This is a genomic window from Paracoccus jiaweipingae, from assembly GCF_044335505.1.
Classification (GTDB): domain Bacteria; phylum Pseudomonadota; class Alphaproteobacteria; order Rhodobacterales; family Rhodobacteraceae; genus Paracoccus.
The window spans coordinates 100,207-115,482 of sequence record NZ_JBISBS010000007.1 but is presented as its reverse complement, the minus strand read 5'-3'; the positions used below and the strand labels follow the sequence as shown (position 1 = coordinate 115,482).

The 15,276-nt window shown below is 67.7% G+C and carries 16 protein-coding genes and 1 pseudogene; 3 read left to right on the top strand and 14 right to left on the bottom strand.

All coding sequences use genetic code 11. The features are described 5' to 3' along the window. Window positions 1–209 precede the first annotated feature (209 nt). Entirely contained in the window at window positions 210–1,427 is a 1,218-nt protein-coding gene (locus ACFXP9_RS12510; RefSeq protein ID WP_397205024.1) for an MFS transporter, read from the top strand. A gap of 8 nt (window positions 1,428–1,435) precedes the next feature. Further along, a pseudogene (locus ACFXP9_RS12505) lies at window positions 1,436–1,843 on the top strand (ISL3 family transposase); the annotation flags it as partial. A gap of 26 nt (window positions 1,844–1,869) precedes the next feature. On the opposite strand, the gene ACFXP9_RS12500 reads toward ACFXP9_RS12505, so the two are convergent. From ACFXP9_RS12500 to ACFXP9_RS12460, 9 genes are read right to left on the bottom strand one after another with little or no spacing between them, the layout of a single operon-like run. Then, complete coding sequence (locus tag ACFXP9_RS12500; protein WP_397205026.1) at window positions 1,870–2,064, bottom strand: hypothetical protein; 195 nt, start codon at window positions 2,062–2,064, stop codon at window positions 1,870–1,872. Then, window positions 2,061–2,822, bottom strand: coding sequence for a class I SAM-dependent methyltransferase (locus ACFXP9_RS12495; protein WP_397205028.1), 762 nt, complete (start codon window positions 2,820–2,822; stop codon window positions 2,061–2,063). Before ACFXP9_RS12495 ends, ACFXP9_RS12500 begins: the two co-directional genes overlap by 4 nt. Beyond that, a complete protein-coding gene (locus ACFXP9_RS12490) occupies window positions 2,819–3,937 on the bottom strand; it encodes a cysteine desulfurase family protein (protein ID WP_397205030.1) in 1,119 nt (372 codons plus the stop codon). The genes ACFXP9_RS12495 and ACFXP9_RS12490 overlap by 4 nt, the downstream gene beginning before the upstream one ends. Before the next feature lie 35 nt (window positions 3,938–3,972). Continuing rightward, on the bottom strand, window positions 3,973–4,398 hold the full coding sequence (locus tag ACFXP9_RS12485) for a rhodanese-like domain-containing protein (RefSeq protein ID WP_397205032.1): 426 nt from the start codon (window positions 4,396–4,398) through the stop codon (window positions 3,973–3,975). A 32-nt stretch (window positions 4,399–4,430) separates the two neighbouring features. After that, window positions 4,431–4,727 carry a rhodanese-like domain-containing protein gene (locus ACFXP9_RS12480; RefSeq protein WP_397205034.1) on the bottom strand — a complete coding sequence of 99 codons (297 nt, stop codon included), beginning with the start codon at window positions 4,725–4,727 and terminating at the stop codon, window positions 4,431–4,433. Further along, window positions 4,727–5,080 (bottom strand): DsrE/DsrF/TusD sulfur relay family protein, encoded by a 354-nt coding sequence (locus ACFXP9_RS12475; RefSeq protein ID WP_397205036.1) that lies wholly within the window; start codon window positions 5,078–5,080, stop codon window positions 4,727–4,729. Before ACFXP9_RS12475 ends, ACFXP9_RS12480 begins: the two co-directional genes overlap by 1 nt. A 9-nt stretch (window positions 5,081–5,089) precedes the next feature. Further along, window positions 5,090–5,809 (bottom strand): DUF1499 domain-containing protein, encoded by a 720-nt coding sequence (locus ACFXP9_RS12470; protein ID WP_397205037.1) that lies wholly within the window; start codon window positions 5,807–5,809, stop codon window positions 5,090–5,092. Beyond that, the gene (locus ACFXP9_RS12465; protein ID WP_397205039.1) at window positions 5,802–7,112 is read right to left on the bottom strand and encodes an MFS transporter; all 1,311 of its coding nucleotides are present in this window, start codon (window positions 7,110–7,112) and stop codon (window positions 5,802–5,804) included. Before ACFXP9_RS12465 ends, ACFXP9_RS12470 begins: the two co-directional genes overlap by 8 nt. Continuing rightward, entirely contained in the window at window positions 7,109–7,963 is an 855-nt protein-coding gene (locus tag ACFXP9_RS12460) for a sterol desaturase family protein (RefSeq protein WP_397205041.1), read from the bottom strand. Before ACFXP9_RS12460 ends, ACFXP9_RS12465 begins: the two co-directional genes overlap by 4 nt. Window positions 7,964–8,072: 109 nt before the next feature. Here ACFXP9_RS12460 and ACFXP9_RS12455 point away from each other — a divergent pair, with 109 nt between their 5' ends. Further along, window positions 8,073–8,738: an ArsR/SmtB family transcription factor gene (locus tag ACFXP9_RS12455; RefSeq protein ID WP_397205043.1), complete on the top strand. Its 666-nt coding sequence runs from the start codon at window positions 8,073–8,075 to the stop codon at window positions 8,736–8,738. 170 nt (window positions 8,739–8,908) lie between these two features. Here the strand turns inward: ACFXP9_RS12455 and ACFXP9_RS12450 are convergent, their stop codons facing one another. From ACFXP9_RS12450 to ACFXP9_RS12430, 5 genes are all read right to left on the bottom strand, one after another. Then, entirely contained in the window at window positions 8,909–9,166 is a 258-nt protein-coding gene (locus tag ACFXP9_RS12450) for a hypothetical protein (protein ID WP_397205045.1), read from the bottom strand. After that, entirely contained in the window at window positions 9,163–9,837 is a 675-nt protein-coding gene (locus ACFXP9_RS12445) for a YcbK family protein (RefSeq protein ID WP_397205047.1), read from the bottom strand. Before ACFXP9_RS12445 ends, ACFXP9_RS12450 begins: the two co-directional genes overlap by 4 nt. 73 nt (window positions 9,838–9,910) lie before the next feature. Next, a complete protein-coding gene (locus tag ACFXP9_RS12440; protein WP_036708271.1) occupies window positions 9,911–10,198 on the bottom strand; it encodes a DUF6127 family protein in 288 nt (95 codons plus the stop codon). Window positions 10,199–10,217: 19 nt separating this feature from the next. Next, window positions 10,218–11,294 carry a DUF2793 domain-containing protein gene (locus ACFXP9_RS12435; protein WP_397205049.1) on the bottom strand — a complete coding sequence of 359 codons (1,077 nt, stop codon included), beginning with the start codon at window positions 11,292–11,294 and terminating at the stop codon, window positions 10,218–10,220. A 9-nt stretch (window positions 11,295–11,303) separates the two neighbouring features. Continuing rightward, window positions 11,304–15,269 carry a baseplate multidomain protein megatron gene (locus tag ACFXP9_RS12430; RefSeq protein ID WP_397205051.1) on the bottom strand — a complete coding sequence of 1,322 codons (3,966 nt, stop codon included), beginning with the start codon at window positions 15,267–15,269 and terminating at the stop codon, window positions 11,304–11,306. Between the last annotated feature and the right edge of the window lie 7 nt (window positions 15,270–15,276).

Sequence of the window (15,276 nt, the reverse complement as noted above, 5' to 3'; positions counted from 1 at the left end):
TGAAGTTCAGGTTTAGCCGCCGCCTTGCAGCCAGGTCGAGCCTGTGACACTACTCAGAGCGTTCTCGCCATATGGTCTCGTCGTCGCGCTTAGATGACACGAACTGTCCTGCGTGGCGTCTCCTAGATGACCACCCACAGCGGCTTCGACGGATCGGACCCAAATCCGACCCGGTGCGTCCGCTGGCTATTCGCCACGACGTGCCAGGAATGATAGATTTTCTTCGAACGAACCTGCGCTGGCTGGCTGCCGGCATCCTGCTGACCTTCGCCTCGGCCTTCGGGCAGACATGGTTCATTTCGCTGTTCGCCGGAGCGATCAAGTCCGAGTACGGGCTGACCGACGGTACCTGGGGCAGCCTCTATACGGTCGCCACCCTCAGCGCTGCGGGTCTGATGTTCTGGCGCGGCGCTGCTGCAGACACGGTCCGGCTGTCGCGGCTGGCACCGATCATGGCCGGTGCGTTCGCGTTGGCCAGCCTTGCGATGGCATTTGCCGGATCCGTCTGGCTGCTGGGCCTCTCGCTGTTCCTGCTGCGATTCTGCGGACAAGGCATGTTCAGCCATATTGCAATGACCGCCATGGGTCGGTGGTTCGAGGCCCGGCGCGGCCAGGCCGTTTCGATCACCAACCTCGGCCACCCGGCCGGCGAAGTCGTCGTGCCCATTCTGACCGTTCTATCCATCGCGGCAATCGGCTGGAGACCAACCTGGCTTGTCGTTGCCGCGATCCTCGTCATGATCATCGCGCCGACGCTTTGGATCCTGCTAGGGGATGATCGTTCGCCGCAGGGACTTACCGGCGGAACGACAGTTCCCGGCCTGTCGGGCCGTCACTGGCGGCGGCGAGACGCCGCGCACCACTGGCTTCTTCCGGCGCTTCTCCCGGTTCTGCTCACGCCGGGTTTCATAAGCACGGTCGTGTTCTTCCAACAGGTTCATATCGCCGAAGTGAAGGGCTGGACGCTGGTGCAGATGGCACCGGGATATTCGGCTTTCGCGACGGCGACCGTCGCCTCGGCTTTTGCAGCAGGATGGGCGGCCGACCGGTTCGGGGCCCAGCGGCTTCTGTCGTTTCTTCTGATACCGATGGGCATCGGGATTACCTTGATCGGCCCTGCCCACGAGTTTGTCATGTGGTGGGTCGCGCTTGGTATTATCGGCATCACGCAGGGCACAGCGAGCGCCCTTTGGGGCGTGCTGCTACCGGTCGCCTACGGGACGCGGCACCTGGGCTCGATCCGATCCCTTGCAACGACCGTCATGGTCATCGCGACGGCCATCGGACCAGGTATCACCGGCCTGCTGATCGACGGCGGAATAGACTTTCCCACCCAGAGCCTGTTCATGGGCGCCTGGTGCCTCGTTTTGACGATCGGGTGCGTGCTTATCGACCGGCGGCTCACACGTGAACTGCGGCTGGATTGATTGGCCTGCGAAGGAAGCACGGTCGGAAATGTCCATCGGCCCGAAAGATCGCGATGATGCTGACCCGGAAGCGTGCCCATCTCACCAGGGAGGATGCCATGACCGTCGCGATCATCGAAGCCGCCGTCCCCGTCCTTGCCGCCGCGCGCCACCTACTCGAGCGCTTCCAGGCGATGATCCGACAGCGGGACGCGTCCGGGCTCGATGCCTGGCTCGAGGACGCATCTTCCGGGCCGACGACGTCGTTCGCCCGCGGGCTCCGCGACGATCGACACGCCGTCGCGGCGGCTCTGACGCTGCCGTGGTCCAACGGCCAGACCGAGGGACAGATCACCAAGCTCAAGCTCGTCAAGCGTCAGATGTACGGCCGAGCAAAGCTCGATCTCCTCACGGCCCGGCTCCTTGGCGCCGCATGATGACCGCCAGCTGCACCGAATGTGAGTCAGAGTCCCTTTTCGACGCCGATAGGGGGTCCCGTTTCCGTGCTGGTTGACAGACAGACCTTCGGCACCTCAACGGCATCGGCACCTTTCTGGCGGCGCGCCTCGCGCAGCAGGCTTTCGGGCGTGAAAGCCGATGGCGCGTCGTGATGCTTCTCCGACAGGATCGGCGGCGTCTGGCCTTCGCGGTCGTTCATGGCTGCTCCGTAACGGTAATAGAATCGAGGGGTTTCAATGCGTTCAGGACCAGAAAGGCCGCGCCCAACGTTGTCCAGAGCCCGAACCAGGGATCGATCGGCGCCATGGCTCTCGCCGCCCATCCGAACGGCGGGTAGAAGACGGCGCCGGTGACGGTGGTGTCCGTGAGCCTCGCTTCGATCGCCAGGTCGATCAGATTGCCCCGGCTCCGGAAATGCGCAGCACTCCAGAGCTTCGAACCGAGCCAGCCCTTCACGCGGCGCTGAGCCGCCCAGAGGTTCCAGCGACCGAGCTCGCCGAGGATCAGCCGACCGCCGGGCTTGAGGACGCGCACCATGTCCCGGATCGCCGGGCGAGGATCGTCGACGAAGCAGAGAGTAGCGACAGACACGACGCAGTCGAAGTACCCTGCGGGGAATGGAAGGCCGCCAGCATCCCCTTCCACCAGATCGATCTCGACACCCGCGGCTTTCGCCCGGCGGCGCGCGGCGGCGATCATGTCGGCCGAGGCATCGAGGCCAGTAACACGTGCGCCGTCCTGTGCGAGCCGGGTGGCCAGCACGCCGTCGCCGCAGCCGACATCGAGGATGCGCAGGCCGCGGACCGTGCCGATCCGGTCAATCAGGAGACGCTCCTCGAGCGTGTCCGTGATCCGGCCGAGCGTGCTGCGGCGCCAGTCGGCATAAGCGTCGGGAAGACCTTCGAGCGCGGGGTCGGCCGCGCTCGCATCCGGGACGGGCCGCTCCGCTTCCGTCAATTCAGCACCCGGCGCAGGCGCGCCACGACGTGATCGACCTCGTCCACGGTGGTCTTGCGGCCGAGGCTGAACCGGATCGCGCCCATGCCGACCTGCGGCGCGACACCCATCGCCTCCAGCACCGGAGACAGCTCGACGCGCCCCGAATGGCAGGCAGAGCCGGTCGAGGCCGCAACCTCCGGCATAGCCGCGAGGATTTCCGCGCCCACGCGGCCGACGAAGGCGACGTTGAGCGTGTTGGGCAGGCGGCGCTCGGGATGGCCGTTGAGAACGACACCGTCGCCGAACGCATCCTTGAGCGCGGCCCAGAAACGATCTCGCAACGCCTGGACTGGCTCCATCGGCCCCAGGTCGGCGGAGAGACTGGCGGCCACGCCGAGCGCGGCTGTGAGCATTGCACTTTCGGTGCCAGCGCGCCGACCGCACTCATGCCCGGCGCCGTGGATGAACGGTTCCAGCTGCAGGCCGTCGCGGATGAAGAGCGCGCCGACGCCCTTGGGGGCATGGAACTTGTGCCCGGCCATCGTCAGCAGATCGACGCCGAGGTCGTCCACCCGGGTCGAGATCTTGCCGACCGACTGCGCGGCGTCAGTGTGGAAGCGAACGCCGTGTTCTCGCGCAATCGCCGCGCACTCCGCGATGGGCTGGATTGTCCCCGTCTCGTTGTTGGCGTGCATGATGGTGACGAGCACGGTATCGGTGGTGATCGCGCGCCGCAGGTCGTCGGGATCGACCAGACCGGTGCCATCGACCGGCAACAATGTCACCAGCGCGCCGAGGCGTTCGAGGAACCGAAGCGGCGCCACTATGGCCGGATGCTCGGCGCTCGACGTGACGAAATGCGGCCGGTCTTTGCCGCTGGCGAAGTACACGCCCTTCAGAGCGTGGTTGTTCGCTTCGCTGCCGCCGCTCGTGAACACGATCTCCTGCGGCGCGCAGCCGAGAAGATCCGCGACACGGGTCCTGGCGTCCTCCACCATCTGGCGGGCGGGAGCCCCGGCCCAGTGGCCGCTGGACGGATTGCCATGCCCCGTCTCCAGGGCATGGCGCATGATCTCTGCGACCTCGGTGGCGACCGGGGTGCTGGCGTTGAAGTCCAGATAGATGTCGCGCATGCCCCTGCCTCCCGTCCGTTGTCGCTCTGCCCGGGTCAGGGCTTGTATGCCGCGTCCTGCTGCCAGCCGGTGTAGCCGGTCTGCATGACAACGACGTTCGAGCGCCCCGCTACGCGCAGCGCGAAGGCGGCCTGCGCCGACAGGCTGCCGGTGTTGCAGAAGAGAATGGTCATCCGATCCTCGGGGATTTCGTCGATGCGGTCGAGGACTTCGCGCCACTCGATGTTGACGGCGCCGGGAATCGTGCCCTCCTCGAACTGGCCCGCGTCGCGGGTGTCGACGAAGAGCGCGGTCTCGAAAACCGTCTGGTCGAGTTGCTGGGGCAGGATGATGCCAGCCTCGTAGTCCGAGAACATCATGTATTCCTGCATGGCATCGATGGCCGCGTCCTGCGCCAGGACGGGCACCGCATAGACGCTGAGCGCGACGGTCGTTGCCGCGAGAAGGTGTTTCAGTTTCATCCGGGGTTTCCTCCGTTCCGGTTTCTTGGTGTTCACGTGTTCTGCGCGAGCCAGCCGGTCGTGCCGCCTTCGAGCCAAAGGGCGTCCGGGTGGCCGAGCCTGTTCAGGATGTCCGCGCCCTCGGCGGAGCGGCCGCCGCCTTTGCCGCAGATGGTCACCGGCGACTTGCCGGCAGGGAGTTCGCCCGCCCGGTCTTCGAGTTCGGCCAGCGGGATATGCACGGCGCCCGTCACGTGGGCAGCGGCGTAGTCTTCAGAGTCGCGGACGTCGATGAGGTGGAAGCGATCCGGGTCGGCCGCGAGGGCGGCGAGCGTCAGCATCTTAGCCATCAGAACACCAGCACCTTGTCGGCGGCGAGCGTCGCCTGGGCAAGCTCGTCCATGGTGGAGCGGGTCGCTCCCTCCATCATGTCGCCCTCTGCAAGGCCGCGCGCATCCATGCAGGTGCCGCACATCAGGACGCGCCCCTTGGCGGACAGGACACGGCGGAGCATGCGCTCGAGATTGTAGTAGCCATCGGGCGTCTTCTGCCCCGCCTTGGCGCAGAGCACCGCGTCGGCCATCAGGAAGACCGTGATCTCCGCTTCAGGGTCATTCTTGGTCAGTGCGTGGGTCATGCGCAGGCCGTTGAAGCTGCGCTCGGTGCCGTAGGGTGGGTCGTTCAGGAGGATCAGGTGTTTCATCGTCGGTCCTCAGTTCGGGGTGCGCGTTTCGAGATCGGCGAGATACGCCTCGATGCGCCGGGCATTGGCGCCGCGGTCGATCTGGCCGAGGCGCGAGCGCGAGCGCATGTCGATGCGGGTTCCGGTATCGGTTTCGGTGACACGGATCGCTACCTCATCCTCGAAGCCGAAGAGGCGGCTGCGCGCAATGGCCTCGATCTGGCTCTCAGCGGGGTCGGCCGAGAGCACCTCCCAGCTGCGGTCTTCCACGAGGGCGAGCGCCGCCGCGAAAGCCTCGTCTGCGGAGACCGGCAGCTCCAGTGGCCGCACATCGGGATATGCGGCGCGCTGAGGCTCGGCGTTCTGCGCCGGGTAATCGCTGGGCGTGGCCGTGAACCAGAAGACCGGCGGATCTTCGGTGTCGGTCGAGATGTCGTTGATCGGCGGCGTGGTGAGCGTGGCATATTGCCAGGCCCCAGCCGCGATCAGGACCGGCAGCGACAGCACGAGGCCGAGCGCCGCGATGCCGCCGCCGCCACGTCTGCGAGCGAGCCACAGGCCCAACGCCATAACGGCCAGCGCTGCGCCCGCAACGGCGGCCCAAGCGCCCCAGGTCGCCACGTCGAGCGCGCGCAGCACGGGCCACCAGTCCTGTCGGTAGCCAAGCGAGGAGGCCGCGAGCAGCAGGATCGAAGCCACCCCGAAGAGAACTGACCCCCATCCGAGGCGGGCGACGGACGTGTCATGCATGGGCGGTCTCCGGCTTTTCGGCGGGGTTCAGCCGCGGGTGCGTTTCCTCACCGAGCCAGAACAGCAGACCACCGGAGACGAACATGGAGATCGCGACGAACCAGAAGGCGGCCTCGGCCGCGCCCGTCAGGCTGGCGGCAAGCCCGAGGCCGAGCGCGCCGATGGCGTAGCCGAGGTCGCGCCAGAAGCGGTAGATGCCGATGGCCGAGCCGCGCCAGGCGGGCGGCGTGATGTCCGCGACCGCCGCGGAGAGGTTCGGGTAAAGGAGCGCCATGCCGAAGCCCGCCACGCCCGCCGAGACCGGCCACCAGAGCGCGCCTGTGCCCATGACCACCATCGCCACGCCCGCGCCACAGATCCACATGCCGAGCACGTTTGGCCAGAACCGGCCGACATGGTCCGACAGCCGCCCTGTGAAGAGTTGCGAGCCGCCCCAGACGAAGCCGTAGACGCCGACGATCCAGCCGACCTCGGTCAAGGTCGCGCCTTGCGTCACGAGGAAGACCGGGAAGAGCGCCCAGACCAGCGCATCGACGAACTTCTCGACAAGCCCCGCCTGGGAGATCGCGAAGAGGCGGCGGTCGCGCCAGCTCATCAGCGCGAAGACCTCGCCCGTTGTGGGATGCTCGGACACGCCTTCGGGGTAGCGCGGCAGGGATTTCGGTGGTGCTGCCTTGTGCGCTGCTGTCTCCGCCTTGGCCCACGGGAGCGTGTCCTTGACCCAGACCACGGTCAGCAGCAGAGCCAAAAGGACCACGGCCATGCCGAAGACCAACAAGCCAACACGTGCCCCCAGCCATTCGGCGGCATAGGCGGTCAGGATCCCCGCGATCGCGACGCCGACATAGCCGGAGAACTCGTTGAGCCCCATGGTGAGCCCGCGTTCCTCGGCTTTCGTGATGTCGAGCTTCGCTGTCTGCGTCATCGACCAGCAGAGACCCTGATTGACGCCCAGAAGCACGGTCGCCGCGACGATCCAGTTCCAGTCGGGCGCATACCAGATCATCACCGGGATCGGCAGCGCCACCACCCAACCCCAGAACAGCACCCGCTTGCGCCCGATCCGCTCCGACCAGCGCCCGGCGACGAAGTTCATCACCGCCTTCACCGCACCGAAGGCCACCACGAAGGAGGCGAGCAGCAGGAACGAGCCGCGCTCGAGTCCGAACTCGCTCTCGGCCAGTGCCGGGACCACCGTGCGGGTCATGCCGATGGCGAAACCCACCAGCATCACCTGGATCAGCTGGTGCGCGACCTGAACCCGGTTCTCACGGATGCCGCGCGTGAAGTCGCTTGCGGTCATTCGGCGGGCTCCTTTTTCGTGTTTCGGGGATCAAGCGCATGGCCCGATGCCGGGCCGCGGACGGGCTGGATCAACATCCGGTCGAGCCACAGGTCGCGACGTGTGCGGAATTGCTCGATCCCGATCTCCATCCCCTCGTGCCCCTTGGCGGGCTGAGCGATGTAGGTGCCGAGCAGCCAGTCCCACCACGGCAGGTTGAAGCCGTAGTTCGAGTTGGTCTCGCGCGGATCGACGGAATGGTGGACGCGGTGCATGTCGGGGGTGACGACGAACAGGCGCAGCACACGGTCGACCGGACGCGGGAGGTCGATATTGGCGTGGTTGAAAAGGGCCGTGGCGTTCAGGATCACCTCGAACAGCAGCACCGCGATGGCGGGCGGGCCAAGGGCCGCGACCGCCGCGAGCTTGATCCCCATGGAGATCAGGATCTCGATCGGGTGGAACCGCAGGCCAGTCGTAGTGTCGAAGTCGAGATCTGCGTGGTGCATCCGGTGCAGCCGCCAGAGCCCCGGAACCGCGTGGAACATCACGTGCTGCAGATAGATCGCCAGATCGAGCAGCAGCATCGAGACTACGATGGCCAGCCAGACCGGCACGTCGATGTTGTTGAACAGCCCCCAGCCACGGTCCTCGGCCATGACCGCAAGGCCGACCGCGATGATGGGAAATGAAAGCCGCAGGATAACCGTGTCGACCACGACGAGCGCAAGGTTGTTCGTCCAGCGGATCACCCGAGGAATTTCCCGCCGACGCCGGGGTGCCCACACTTCCCAAAGCGCCATCGCCGCCAGAACACCCAGAAAGGCGGCAAGGCGGATCGTCGGTTCGGCGGCAAGGATGGTCTCGGACATGGGTTTTCGACTTCGGGGTTGTGGGAAGCGATGGAATGGCTATTATTCAAACGCTCGCTTGAATGATCTACAGTCTGGACTTGAATGATCTACAGTCTGGAGACGTCCAGTGTCAATCAGCCCGAAGACAGCGCTTCTCGAGGAATACGCGCTCGTCGCGCGCGCCCTGTCCGCTCCGGCGCGGCTCTCGCTCCTCGAACAACTGGCGCAGGGAGAGCGCGGTGTGGAGGCGCTTGCGGAAAAGACCGGCCTCACCATTGCCAACTGCTCGCAGCATCTGCAGCAGTTGCGCCGGGCCGCGCTCGTCACCAGCCGCCGCGACGGCAAGGCGGTGATCTACAGGCTGACCGACGCGAAGACGCTGGAGCTGATGGACCTGCTGCGCGTCATCGCCGAACGGAACCTTGCGCAGGTCGAGCGTATCCTGCGAGGCCTTTCAGGCGGCGAGGATGCCCCCGAACCCGTCAGCCGGGAAGACCTCGCGGCGCGGATCGCCGAGGGTTCGGTGACCGTTCTCGACGTCCGCCCCGCAGATGAATTCGCCGCGGGTCACATTCCCGGAGCGATTAACACGACGCTGACGGAGATCGAGCGGATCGTTCCGACGCTCGATCCGGCCGGCGAAATCGTGGCTTATTGCAGGGGTCCCTATTGCGTTTATGCCCACCAGGCAGTCGCCGCCCTGCGCAAACACGGCTTCAATGCGCGGCGCCTCGAAGGCGGTCTGCCGGAATGGCGAGAGGATGGACGACCGGTGCTCATCGAGGCGCGGTAAACGTCGCCGCGTCATGGCAGGCACGCGCTTGTTCGCGCATCACCGCATAGTCGCTCAGCATCTCGACGACCGCCGACCCGTCCGGAAGCAACGCCAGTTCTTGCGACGCACGAACTTGGAACTCCCGACTGTGCTCGACGACGGGCGGACACGCTCCGAGCATGACCCCGTCAAAACCGACCGTCGCGCAGCCGCTCAGCGAGATCGTCGCGAGAACGAGGACGGCGCGCCGCAGCCTCCAGCATCCGGCGTTGGACATCATTGGCCTTCTCCGTGGTTTCAAGGCGTTCGGCGAGGCGTCCCGCTCGCTCGCCGGACCGCCGAAGCAAAACCAGGAACAGGAGCACTGCCAGTGCGATGGCTCCGTAGCGCAGCGCCGCCCGCATCCACGGGCTGGCGGCGAACCCGGTCAGGAGCGCGGCGATCATCGCCGCCCTCGGCGCCAGTCATCGACGCGGGCATAGATGGTGACCGCGATCCCGCCGAGCGCCACGGCGATGAACACCCAGCGGAGCGTGTCGAGGTACGGCACCAGCGGCAGGATGGCGGACTGGGTCTCAGCCAGGACGCTCTGGGCGACCTCGACGCCCGCGGCGCCCAGCGTCGCCACACCGGCCGCGCCACCGCCCTTCATGGTGCGGCTGTCGGCCAGCCTTTCGCGCGCGGGCGGCGTCTCGGCTGCAAATGCGGTCGCCTGTACCGGGAACCGCTCGCCCCACTGCCGCGCGGGCCCAAGGTCGACATGAATGAAGCCCGAGCGCGGATAAAAGCCGAAGCCGAGGAACCCGACCTCGCGCGCCGCCGCCTCGAAGGCCGCAGGGTCGTGGTTCGCCATGGCGATGTCGAAGGCGGCGCCGTCGAGGTGCTTCGACCGGGTCGCGCCGCCGACGGCACGGTTGTGCTCGGGGCTGCGATAGGCCGAGCGGACGATCAGCGGCTTGCCAAGCCGGTCGCGCAGCGCCTGCAGCTTGTCGAGCGCGGGTTCGTTGACGAGTAGCTTGCCCGTCCCTCGGCAGGCGATCTCGGCTGGCGAGAAGTTAGGCCAGCGCCAGCCGCTCTCGGGTACGTCGCGCCAATGGCGGTGGAAGGTCGTCGTCATGGGGGTCCTCCGAAACGAAAAACCCGCCTTCAAGGCGGGTCATTGCGGGCTGATGAATGGGGATGGGGCGCGGCTATGGGCTGCCGCCGAAGATCTTGAGCTTGATCGCGATGCCAGCGAGCAGCGCCAGCATGACGCCGGTGGTGATCATGCGGACGGCGGTCTGCATCGCGGTGCGGCGCACCAAGCGGATGCAGTCGACCAGGGAGCGCAGGTCGCGGATGTCGAGCGCGGCCTCGTCGCCGTCGAGACCGACATCGGCCAGTGCGCGCTTCGCGCCTTCCTCGGCCGCCCGCGTCAGGATCGCCTCGAACTCGGCGTCGGGCATGCGCACGAAGCCCTCGGATCGGGGTGGGTTCATAGGATCCTCCTTCCGCCGCTCAGCCGACCTTGCAGCCCCAGAAGGACGTGTGGTCGGCTGCGAAGTAGCCGTCCGCGACCCGGAAATACCCCTGCAGCTCGACGGTATCGCCTGCGGTGAGCGGGACCATGGTCTGCAGCCAGATCGCGGTGGCGAGCGAGACGTGGGTGGCCGAGATTTCGCCGAGGGAGCCGCGGATTTCGGTCGTGCCGTTCAGGACGAGCCGCCCGCGCATACGCGCCGTGGCACTGGTGTTGATCTTGTAGAGGAGCGTCGCGCCGAACAGGTAGGTGCCGTCCACGGGTGCCACGAAGTGGTTGTTTGCGGCGTCGAACGCACCCTGATCGTTGGTGTCGGTGTTGTTGAGGCCAATCTTCGTCCAGGCGCCCACGCCGACGTAGTTGTCGTAGTTCGTGTACGCCTTGAACCGCGGCAGCCGAGGCTGGTCGACGACGCCGGTGGCGTTGTCCACGCTGAGGCCATCGAAGAAGGTGCTGCCGTCGGCGGAGACCGCGAGCCGGAAGCGGTCTGAGCCGAAGAGGCCCACCAGCGCCTTGGTCACGAAGCCGGTCTGCAGGGTCAGGCCGAGATCGTCGCCCGCCGCCTCCTTGTTCATGGTGTAGAACAGGTCGCCGGTGCCGCCCTCGGCCACGGTCTTCGCCGCCCAGAGCGCGGCGTTGAGCTTGGCCGAGAACGGGTTCGACGCGTCCGCTGTGGTGCCAAGCCCCAGCAGCGCGAGGTTCTGCAACGCAGCCGGTGTCGTCCCAACCCAGCCCGCGCCGTCGTAGACCAGGAGCAGTCCCTGGTCCTCGACCCACGCGCGCCAGCCGGTGCGTGGCGGCAGGCGAAGCCAGGCACCATCGGTCCAGAGCGCGACGTTCAGGTCCCAGCCCGCCCAGTCGCCCGTCGCGCCCGAGCCGACGATGTAGCGCTCGCCATCGGCGGGAGAACCGGGCGGCGCCGTCAGATCCCGGTCGAGGACGGAGAGCTGGATGAGCCCGTCGAGGATCCGCAGCGCCTCGTTGTGGGTGACGTGCTTCTGGGCCTGCGCTGCCAGGATGTAGGGCAGCAGGAGATGGGTCGTGGCGTCGGACATGGGATGGCCTCAGAACGTGAGCGTGACGGTCTTGGGCGCTCCTCGCCCGATTAGGGCGGAGAGCTGGAAGATGCGGATGTCGAGCGTGTCGCCGGGGCCGAGCGGCGCACCCCAATCGGCGGTCTGCTGGGCGGCGGTGTAGACCACGCTGGTCGTGGCTGTGCTAAGCACCCGCTTCACCGTCTCGCCGTCGAGGACCTCGACCTCATAGGCCTCTAGCTCCTCGGCCATCGGCACCTCGAGCCCGCCCCAGCTGTCGGCGGCGAGCGCGCGGGCTCGGCGTGTCCAGCGGATCCTCAGATCACCGGACGTGCGCGGAGTGCGCCACGGCTGCTCGACATGGGCGACCGAGAACGGCCGCAGCCCGACGCCTGCTGGCGTGAAGGCCTGCGCGACATAGGTCTCGTCGGTCACCGGGCGGCTCGCGGCGCCGATGCGCCAGTTCCACGGGATGCCGAGGTCGGCCTCGGCGATCGGCAGAGATGCGAGGCTTTCGTCGAGCACCACGACCCGCGCGCCCGCGGGCGCCGGATCGCCCATGGCACCTTCCGTGCCACGCTGACCGCGGAGGAGCCGGGTCAGGCGATACCGACCGGGCGCCAGCAGTTCCGCCGCGCCTGCCTGCACGATCTCCCAGACGCCGGGCGCGCTCTCGATGGCGAGCGCGTTGGCCCCGCCGAACAGCGTCAAGTCGGTGACGCTTTCCATCGTACCGGTCAGCAAATCGACCACCAGCGCATTTCCGAGGTCGAAGCGGGATGTGGGGCCCGGATAGAGGTCCGAGACCAGCGCGCCGATCCGGGCGCGGCTGCCGAACGTGGTCAGCAGTTCGAAGCCATCGGTCGCGGGGCTGCGGAACACGGCCATCTCGCCCGGCCAGGGAAAAGCGTGCGCCGCCACAAACGGTCGATGCGCGGGCTGGTCCTCGGTCAGCTGCGGCAGGTCCATCAGCACCGCATCCGGCGCGCCGAACACCACGGCGCGCGTCAGCGAGGCTGCGCGGGGATCGCCGGGCGGCAGGTCGTAGGTCGCCCGGTCCTGGCGCACCGCCTCGATGCCGCGCGCCTCGGCATCGGCGATGGAGACGAGCCGCAGATCGACCAGCCGCCCTTCATGCGCGAGCCGGATCACGTCGGCCGGATCGAGCGCGAGCCGTGACGGCGGCAGTCGGAACACCGCCGTCTCGCGCCCCACCCACGCCTCCATCAGCGCACGGCGGCAGCGGCGCTCGGCCTCCTCGGGCGGCACCGCCACCGGGAAGGACTCCGAGGCGATCCGCGTCGTGTCCACCGCGATGCGCCGCGCCTCGACGAGGGCCGCGTCGTAATCCTCGTCCGCCCGCGCGACCTGCCACTTCAGGGCCTGCGGCAGTTCGGTCTCCTGGCCGCGCGTCAGTTCCAGCACGTCGCCTTCACGACCGGCCACCAGATCGTCGGGCATCAGGGTGGCGACAGAGGCCCGGCCGCGCATGACGAAGCGGATCACCCCCTCGGTCTCGACGGCATCGAAGCCGAAATGCCGCGACAGCGTCGTGATCGAGGCGCGTGGGCTTTCCAGCGCCGTGATGGCATAGCCCTCGACCGCGCCCCAAAGCCCGGTGACGTCGATCCGGGACTCGGGCAGCCCGGCGCGCAGGCAGAGGTGCCGCACGAGCGCGGCCAGCGACACCGCTCCCAGCCGACCGGTCAACCAGTGCCCGAGCCGCCAGTTCGCGCCGTCCGTCCAGACGTCGGTCAGCGCCGGGAAGAACGGATAGGGCCGCGCATCCCAGGTCCAGGCGGCGCATTCGGGGACGTGAACCATCCGGCCGCCGAAGACGGCGGAGATCGGGTTGTTCGCGGCCTCGCCCCACCAGAGATATGTCGCCTCGAGATAGGCCCGCTGGATCGCGTCATCGCGCCAGCCCCGCGAGAAATACGGCGTGAAGCTCTCGGAGGACTTGGGGTCGAAGAAGACGTTGGGCTGGTTGCTGCCCCGGTCGATTGCCGGACAGCCGAGCTCGGTGAACCAGATAGGCTTCGATTGCGGCGCCCACGCCGTTGGCGTCGCGCCTTCGACCCCACCGGGGCGGTTGTAGTGCGGGTTCGACCACCAGGCCCGCAGATCCTTGTAGCGGAAGACCCATGGCTTGCTGGCGGCACCGTCGGTGATCGGGGTGCGCACCTGCGCGGAGCGATCCGCCGCGCTGGCATAGAACCAGTCGAAGCCTTCGCCGCCCGCGATGTTCCCCTGCAGGTAGGCGCGGCCGTAGATCGCGGGCCAGCCCTCGACCGCGTCGGCATGCTCGAAGCCGTCCCGCCAGTCGGAGAGCGGCATGTAGTTGTCGATCCCGACGAAATCGATGTCCGGATCGGCCCAGAGTGGATCGAGGTGGAAGAACACGTCGCCGCTGCCGTCGCCGGGCTGGTGCCCGAAATACTCGCTCCAGTCCGCAGCATAGCCGATCTTCGTCCCCGACCCGAGGATCGAGCGCACATCCGCGAGCAGGTCCCGATAGCTCTGCACGGCCGGGTAGGTGCTGGCACCCGAGCGGATGGTGGTCAGCCCCGGCATCTCGGTCCCGATCAGGAAGGCGTCGACCCCGCCCGCCGCCGCGCAGAGATGGGCGTAGTGCAGCACCATGCGCCGCAGGCCCCAGTCGCCGGGCGTGCCTGTCCACGAGACAGACTGGCCAGCTACACTGAAGTTCGCAGGCGTCGCCGCGCCGAACAGCGCCGCGACCTGGCTTGCGGCCGTCGCGGTCTTGTCCACGGTCCCCGCGTAGCCCGCTGCAGGCGAACAGGTGATCCGCCCCCGCCAGGGAAAAGCGGGCTGGCCGGTCTCCGCGGCGTTGTCGGAATAGGGGTTCGGCAGCGCGTTGCCGGGCGGGACATCCATCAGGATGAAGGGATAGAAGGTCACCCGGAGCCCGCGCGCCTTCATCTCCTGGATGGCCTGCACCACGGCGAAGTCGGACGGCGTGCCGCCATAGACGGGGCGGTCCTGATCGTCCCGGCTGACGAGGAAGGCACTGGCGCGGCTGACGCCGTTCACTGACCAGCTGACCGGTGTGGTGGACTTGGCCGAGACCTCGACGCCCGGCCGCACCTTGCAGGAGCCCGCGCGCAGGTCGTCGCCGAACCAGGCGACGACGAGGCTGACGCTCTCGACCGCAGGCGCCATCGCCTGCAGCCGGTCGAGCGCCTCGACCATGTCCGTGGAGTCGGCCAGCGCGTTCAGGTTTTCGGGCACCGTCGCGCCGCCATTGGTCTTGCGGATCGCCTGCGTCGCATAGGTGAACTCGCCCGAGGCCGGGATCATGGTGACGGCGCGGGTCAGCCCCTCGGCGGTGTCGGGATCGGCGAGCGGCCGGAACACCTCGAAGGAGAGCTGCGGCAGGCGGTTGCCGTAGGTCGAGAGCGCCAGCTCCTCGAAGACCACATAGGCCGTGCCGCGATAGGCGGGCGTGCTGGCCGTGCCCATCTTCGCGGCGATGAACGGATCGGCCGTCTGCGCCTCGTCGCCCGGATACCAGCGCCAGGTAACGCCGGAGAGGTCCATCGGCTTGCCGTCGGCCCAGATGCGGCCGATCCCGGTGATCGGTCCTTCGCAAAGCGCCACGGCGAAGCTGGCATAGTAGAGATACTCGGTGGTCCTGACCTTGCCGCCCCCGCCGCCCTTGCCGCCGCCCTGCGTGGTGGTCTTGGTCTCTTCGCGGAAGTCCGTCGCCCAGATGATGTTGCCGCCCATCCGCATCCGGCCATAGAGCCTCGGGATGACCGCGCCCTCGGTTGAGGACGTGATCCGGAGACTGTCGAGCCGCGCGCCCTCGATGCGCTGGGTGGGCGCCAACGACGAGATGATCCAGCTGTCGACGACCGAGCCGATGGTGGAGCCGATGAAGCCGCCGATGGTGGCGGCGCTGACGCCGAGGATCGCGCCGCCGATCGAACCTCCAATGGCGGCGCCGGCCGCGCCGAGAACGAGCGTTGCCATGTCGGGG

Coding starts and splice junctions, on each gene's coding strand:
- ACFXP9_RS12510 (WP_397205024.1), top strand. CDS start 210: ATGATAGATTTTCTTCGAACGAACCTGCGCTGGCTGGCTGCCGGCATC.
- ACFXP9_RS12500 (WP_397205026.1), bottom strand. CDS start 2,064: ATGAACGACCGCGAAGGCCAGACGCCGCCGATCCTGTCGGAGAAGCAT.
- ACFXP9_RS12490 (WP_397205030.1), bottom strand. CDS start 3,937: ATGCGCGACATCTATCTGGACTTCAACGCCAGCACCCCGGTCGCCACC.
- ACFXP9_RS12485 (WP_397205032.1), bottom strand. CDS start 4,398: ATGAAACTGAAACACCTTCTCGCGGCAACGACCGTCGCGCTCAGCGTC.
- ACFXP9_RS12480 (WP_397205034.1), bottom strand. CDS start 4,727: ATGGCTAAGATGCTGACGCTCGCCGCCCTCGCGGCCGACCCGGATCGC.
- ACFXP9_RS12475 (WP_397205036.1), bottom strand. CDS start 5,080: ATGAAACACCTGATCCTCCTGAACGACCCACCCTACGGCACCGAGCGC.
- ACFXP9_RS12470 (WP_397205037.1), bottom strand. CDS start 5,809: ATGCATGACACGTCCGTCGCCCGCCTCGGATGGGGGTCAGTTCTCTTC.
- ACFXP9_RS12465 (WP_397205039.1), bottom strand. CDS start 7,112: ATGACCGCAAGCGACTTCACGCGCGGCATCCGTGAGAACCGGGTTCAG.
- ACFXP9_RS12460 (WP_397205041.1), bottom strand. CDS start 7,963: ATGTCCGAGACCATCCTTGCCGCCGAACCGACGATCCGCCTTGCCGCC.
- ACFXP9_RS12450 (WP_397205045.1), bottom strand. CDS start 9,166: ATGATCGCCGCGCTCCTGACCGGGTTCGCCGCCAGCCCGTGGATGCGG.
- ACFXP9_RS12445 (WP_397205047.1), bottom strand. CDS start 9,837: ATGACGACGACCTTCCACCGCCATTGGCGCGACGTACCCGAGAGCGGC.
- ACFXP9_RS12440 (WP_036708271.1), bottom strand. CDS start 10,198: ATGAACCCACCCCGATCCGAGGGCTTCGTGCGCATGCCCGACGCCGAG.
- ACFXP9_RS12435 (WP_397205049.1), bottom strand. CDS start 11,294: ATGTCCGACGCCACGACCCATCTCCTGCTGCCCTACATCCTGGCAGCG.
- ACFXP9_RS12430 (WP_397205051.1), bottom strand. CDS start 15,269: ATGGCAACGCTCGTTCTCGGCGCGGCCGGCGCCGCCATTGGAGGTTCG.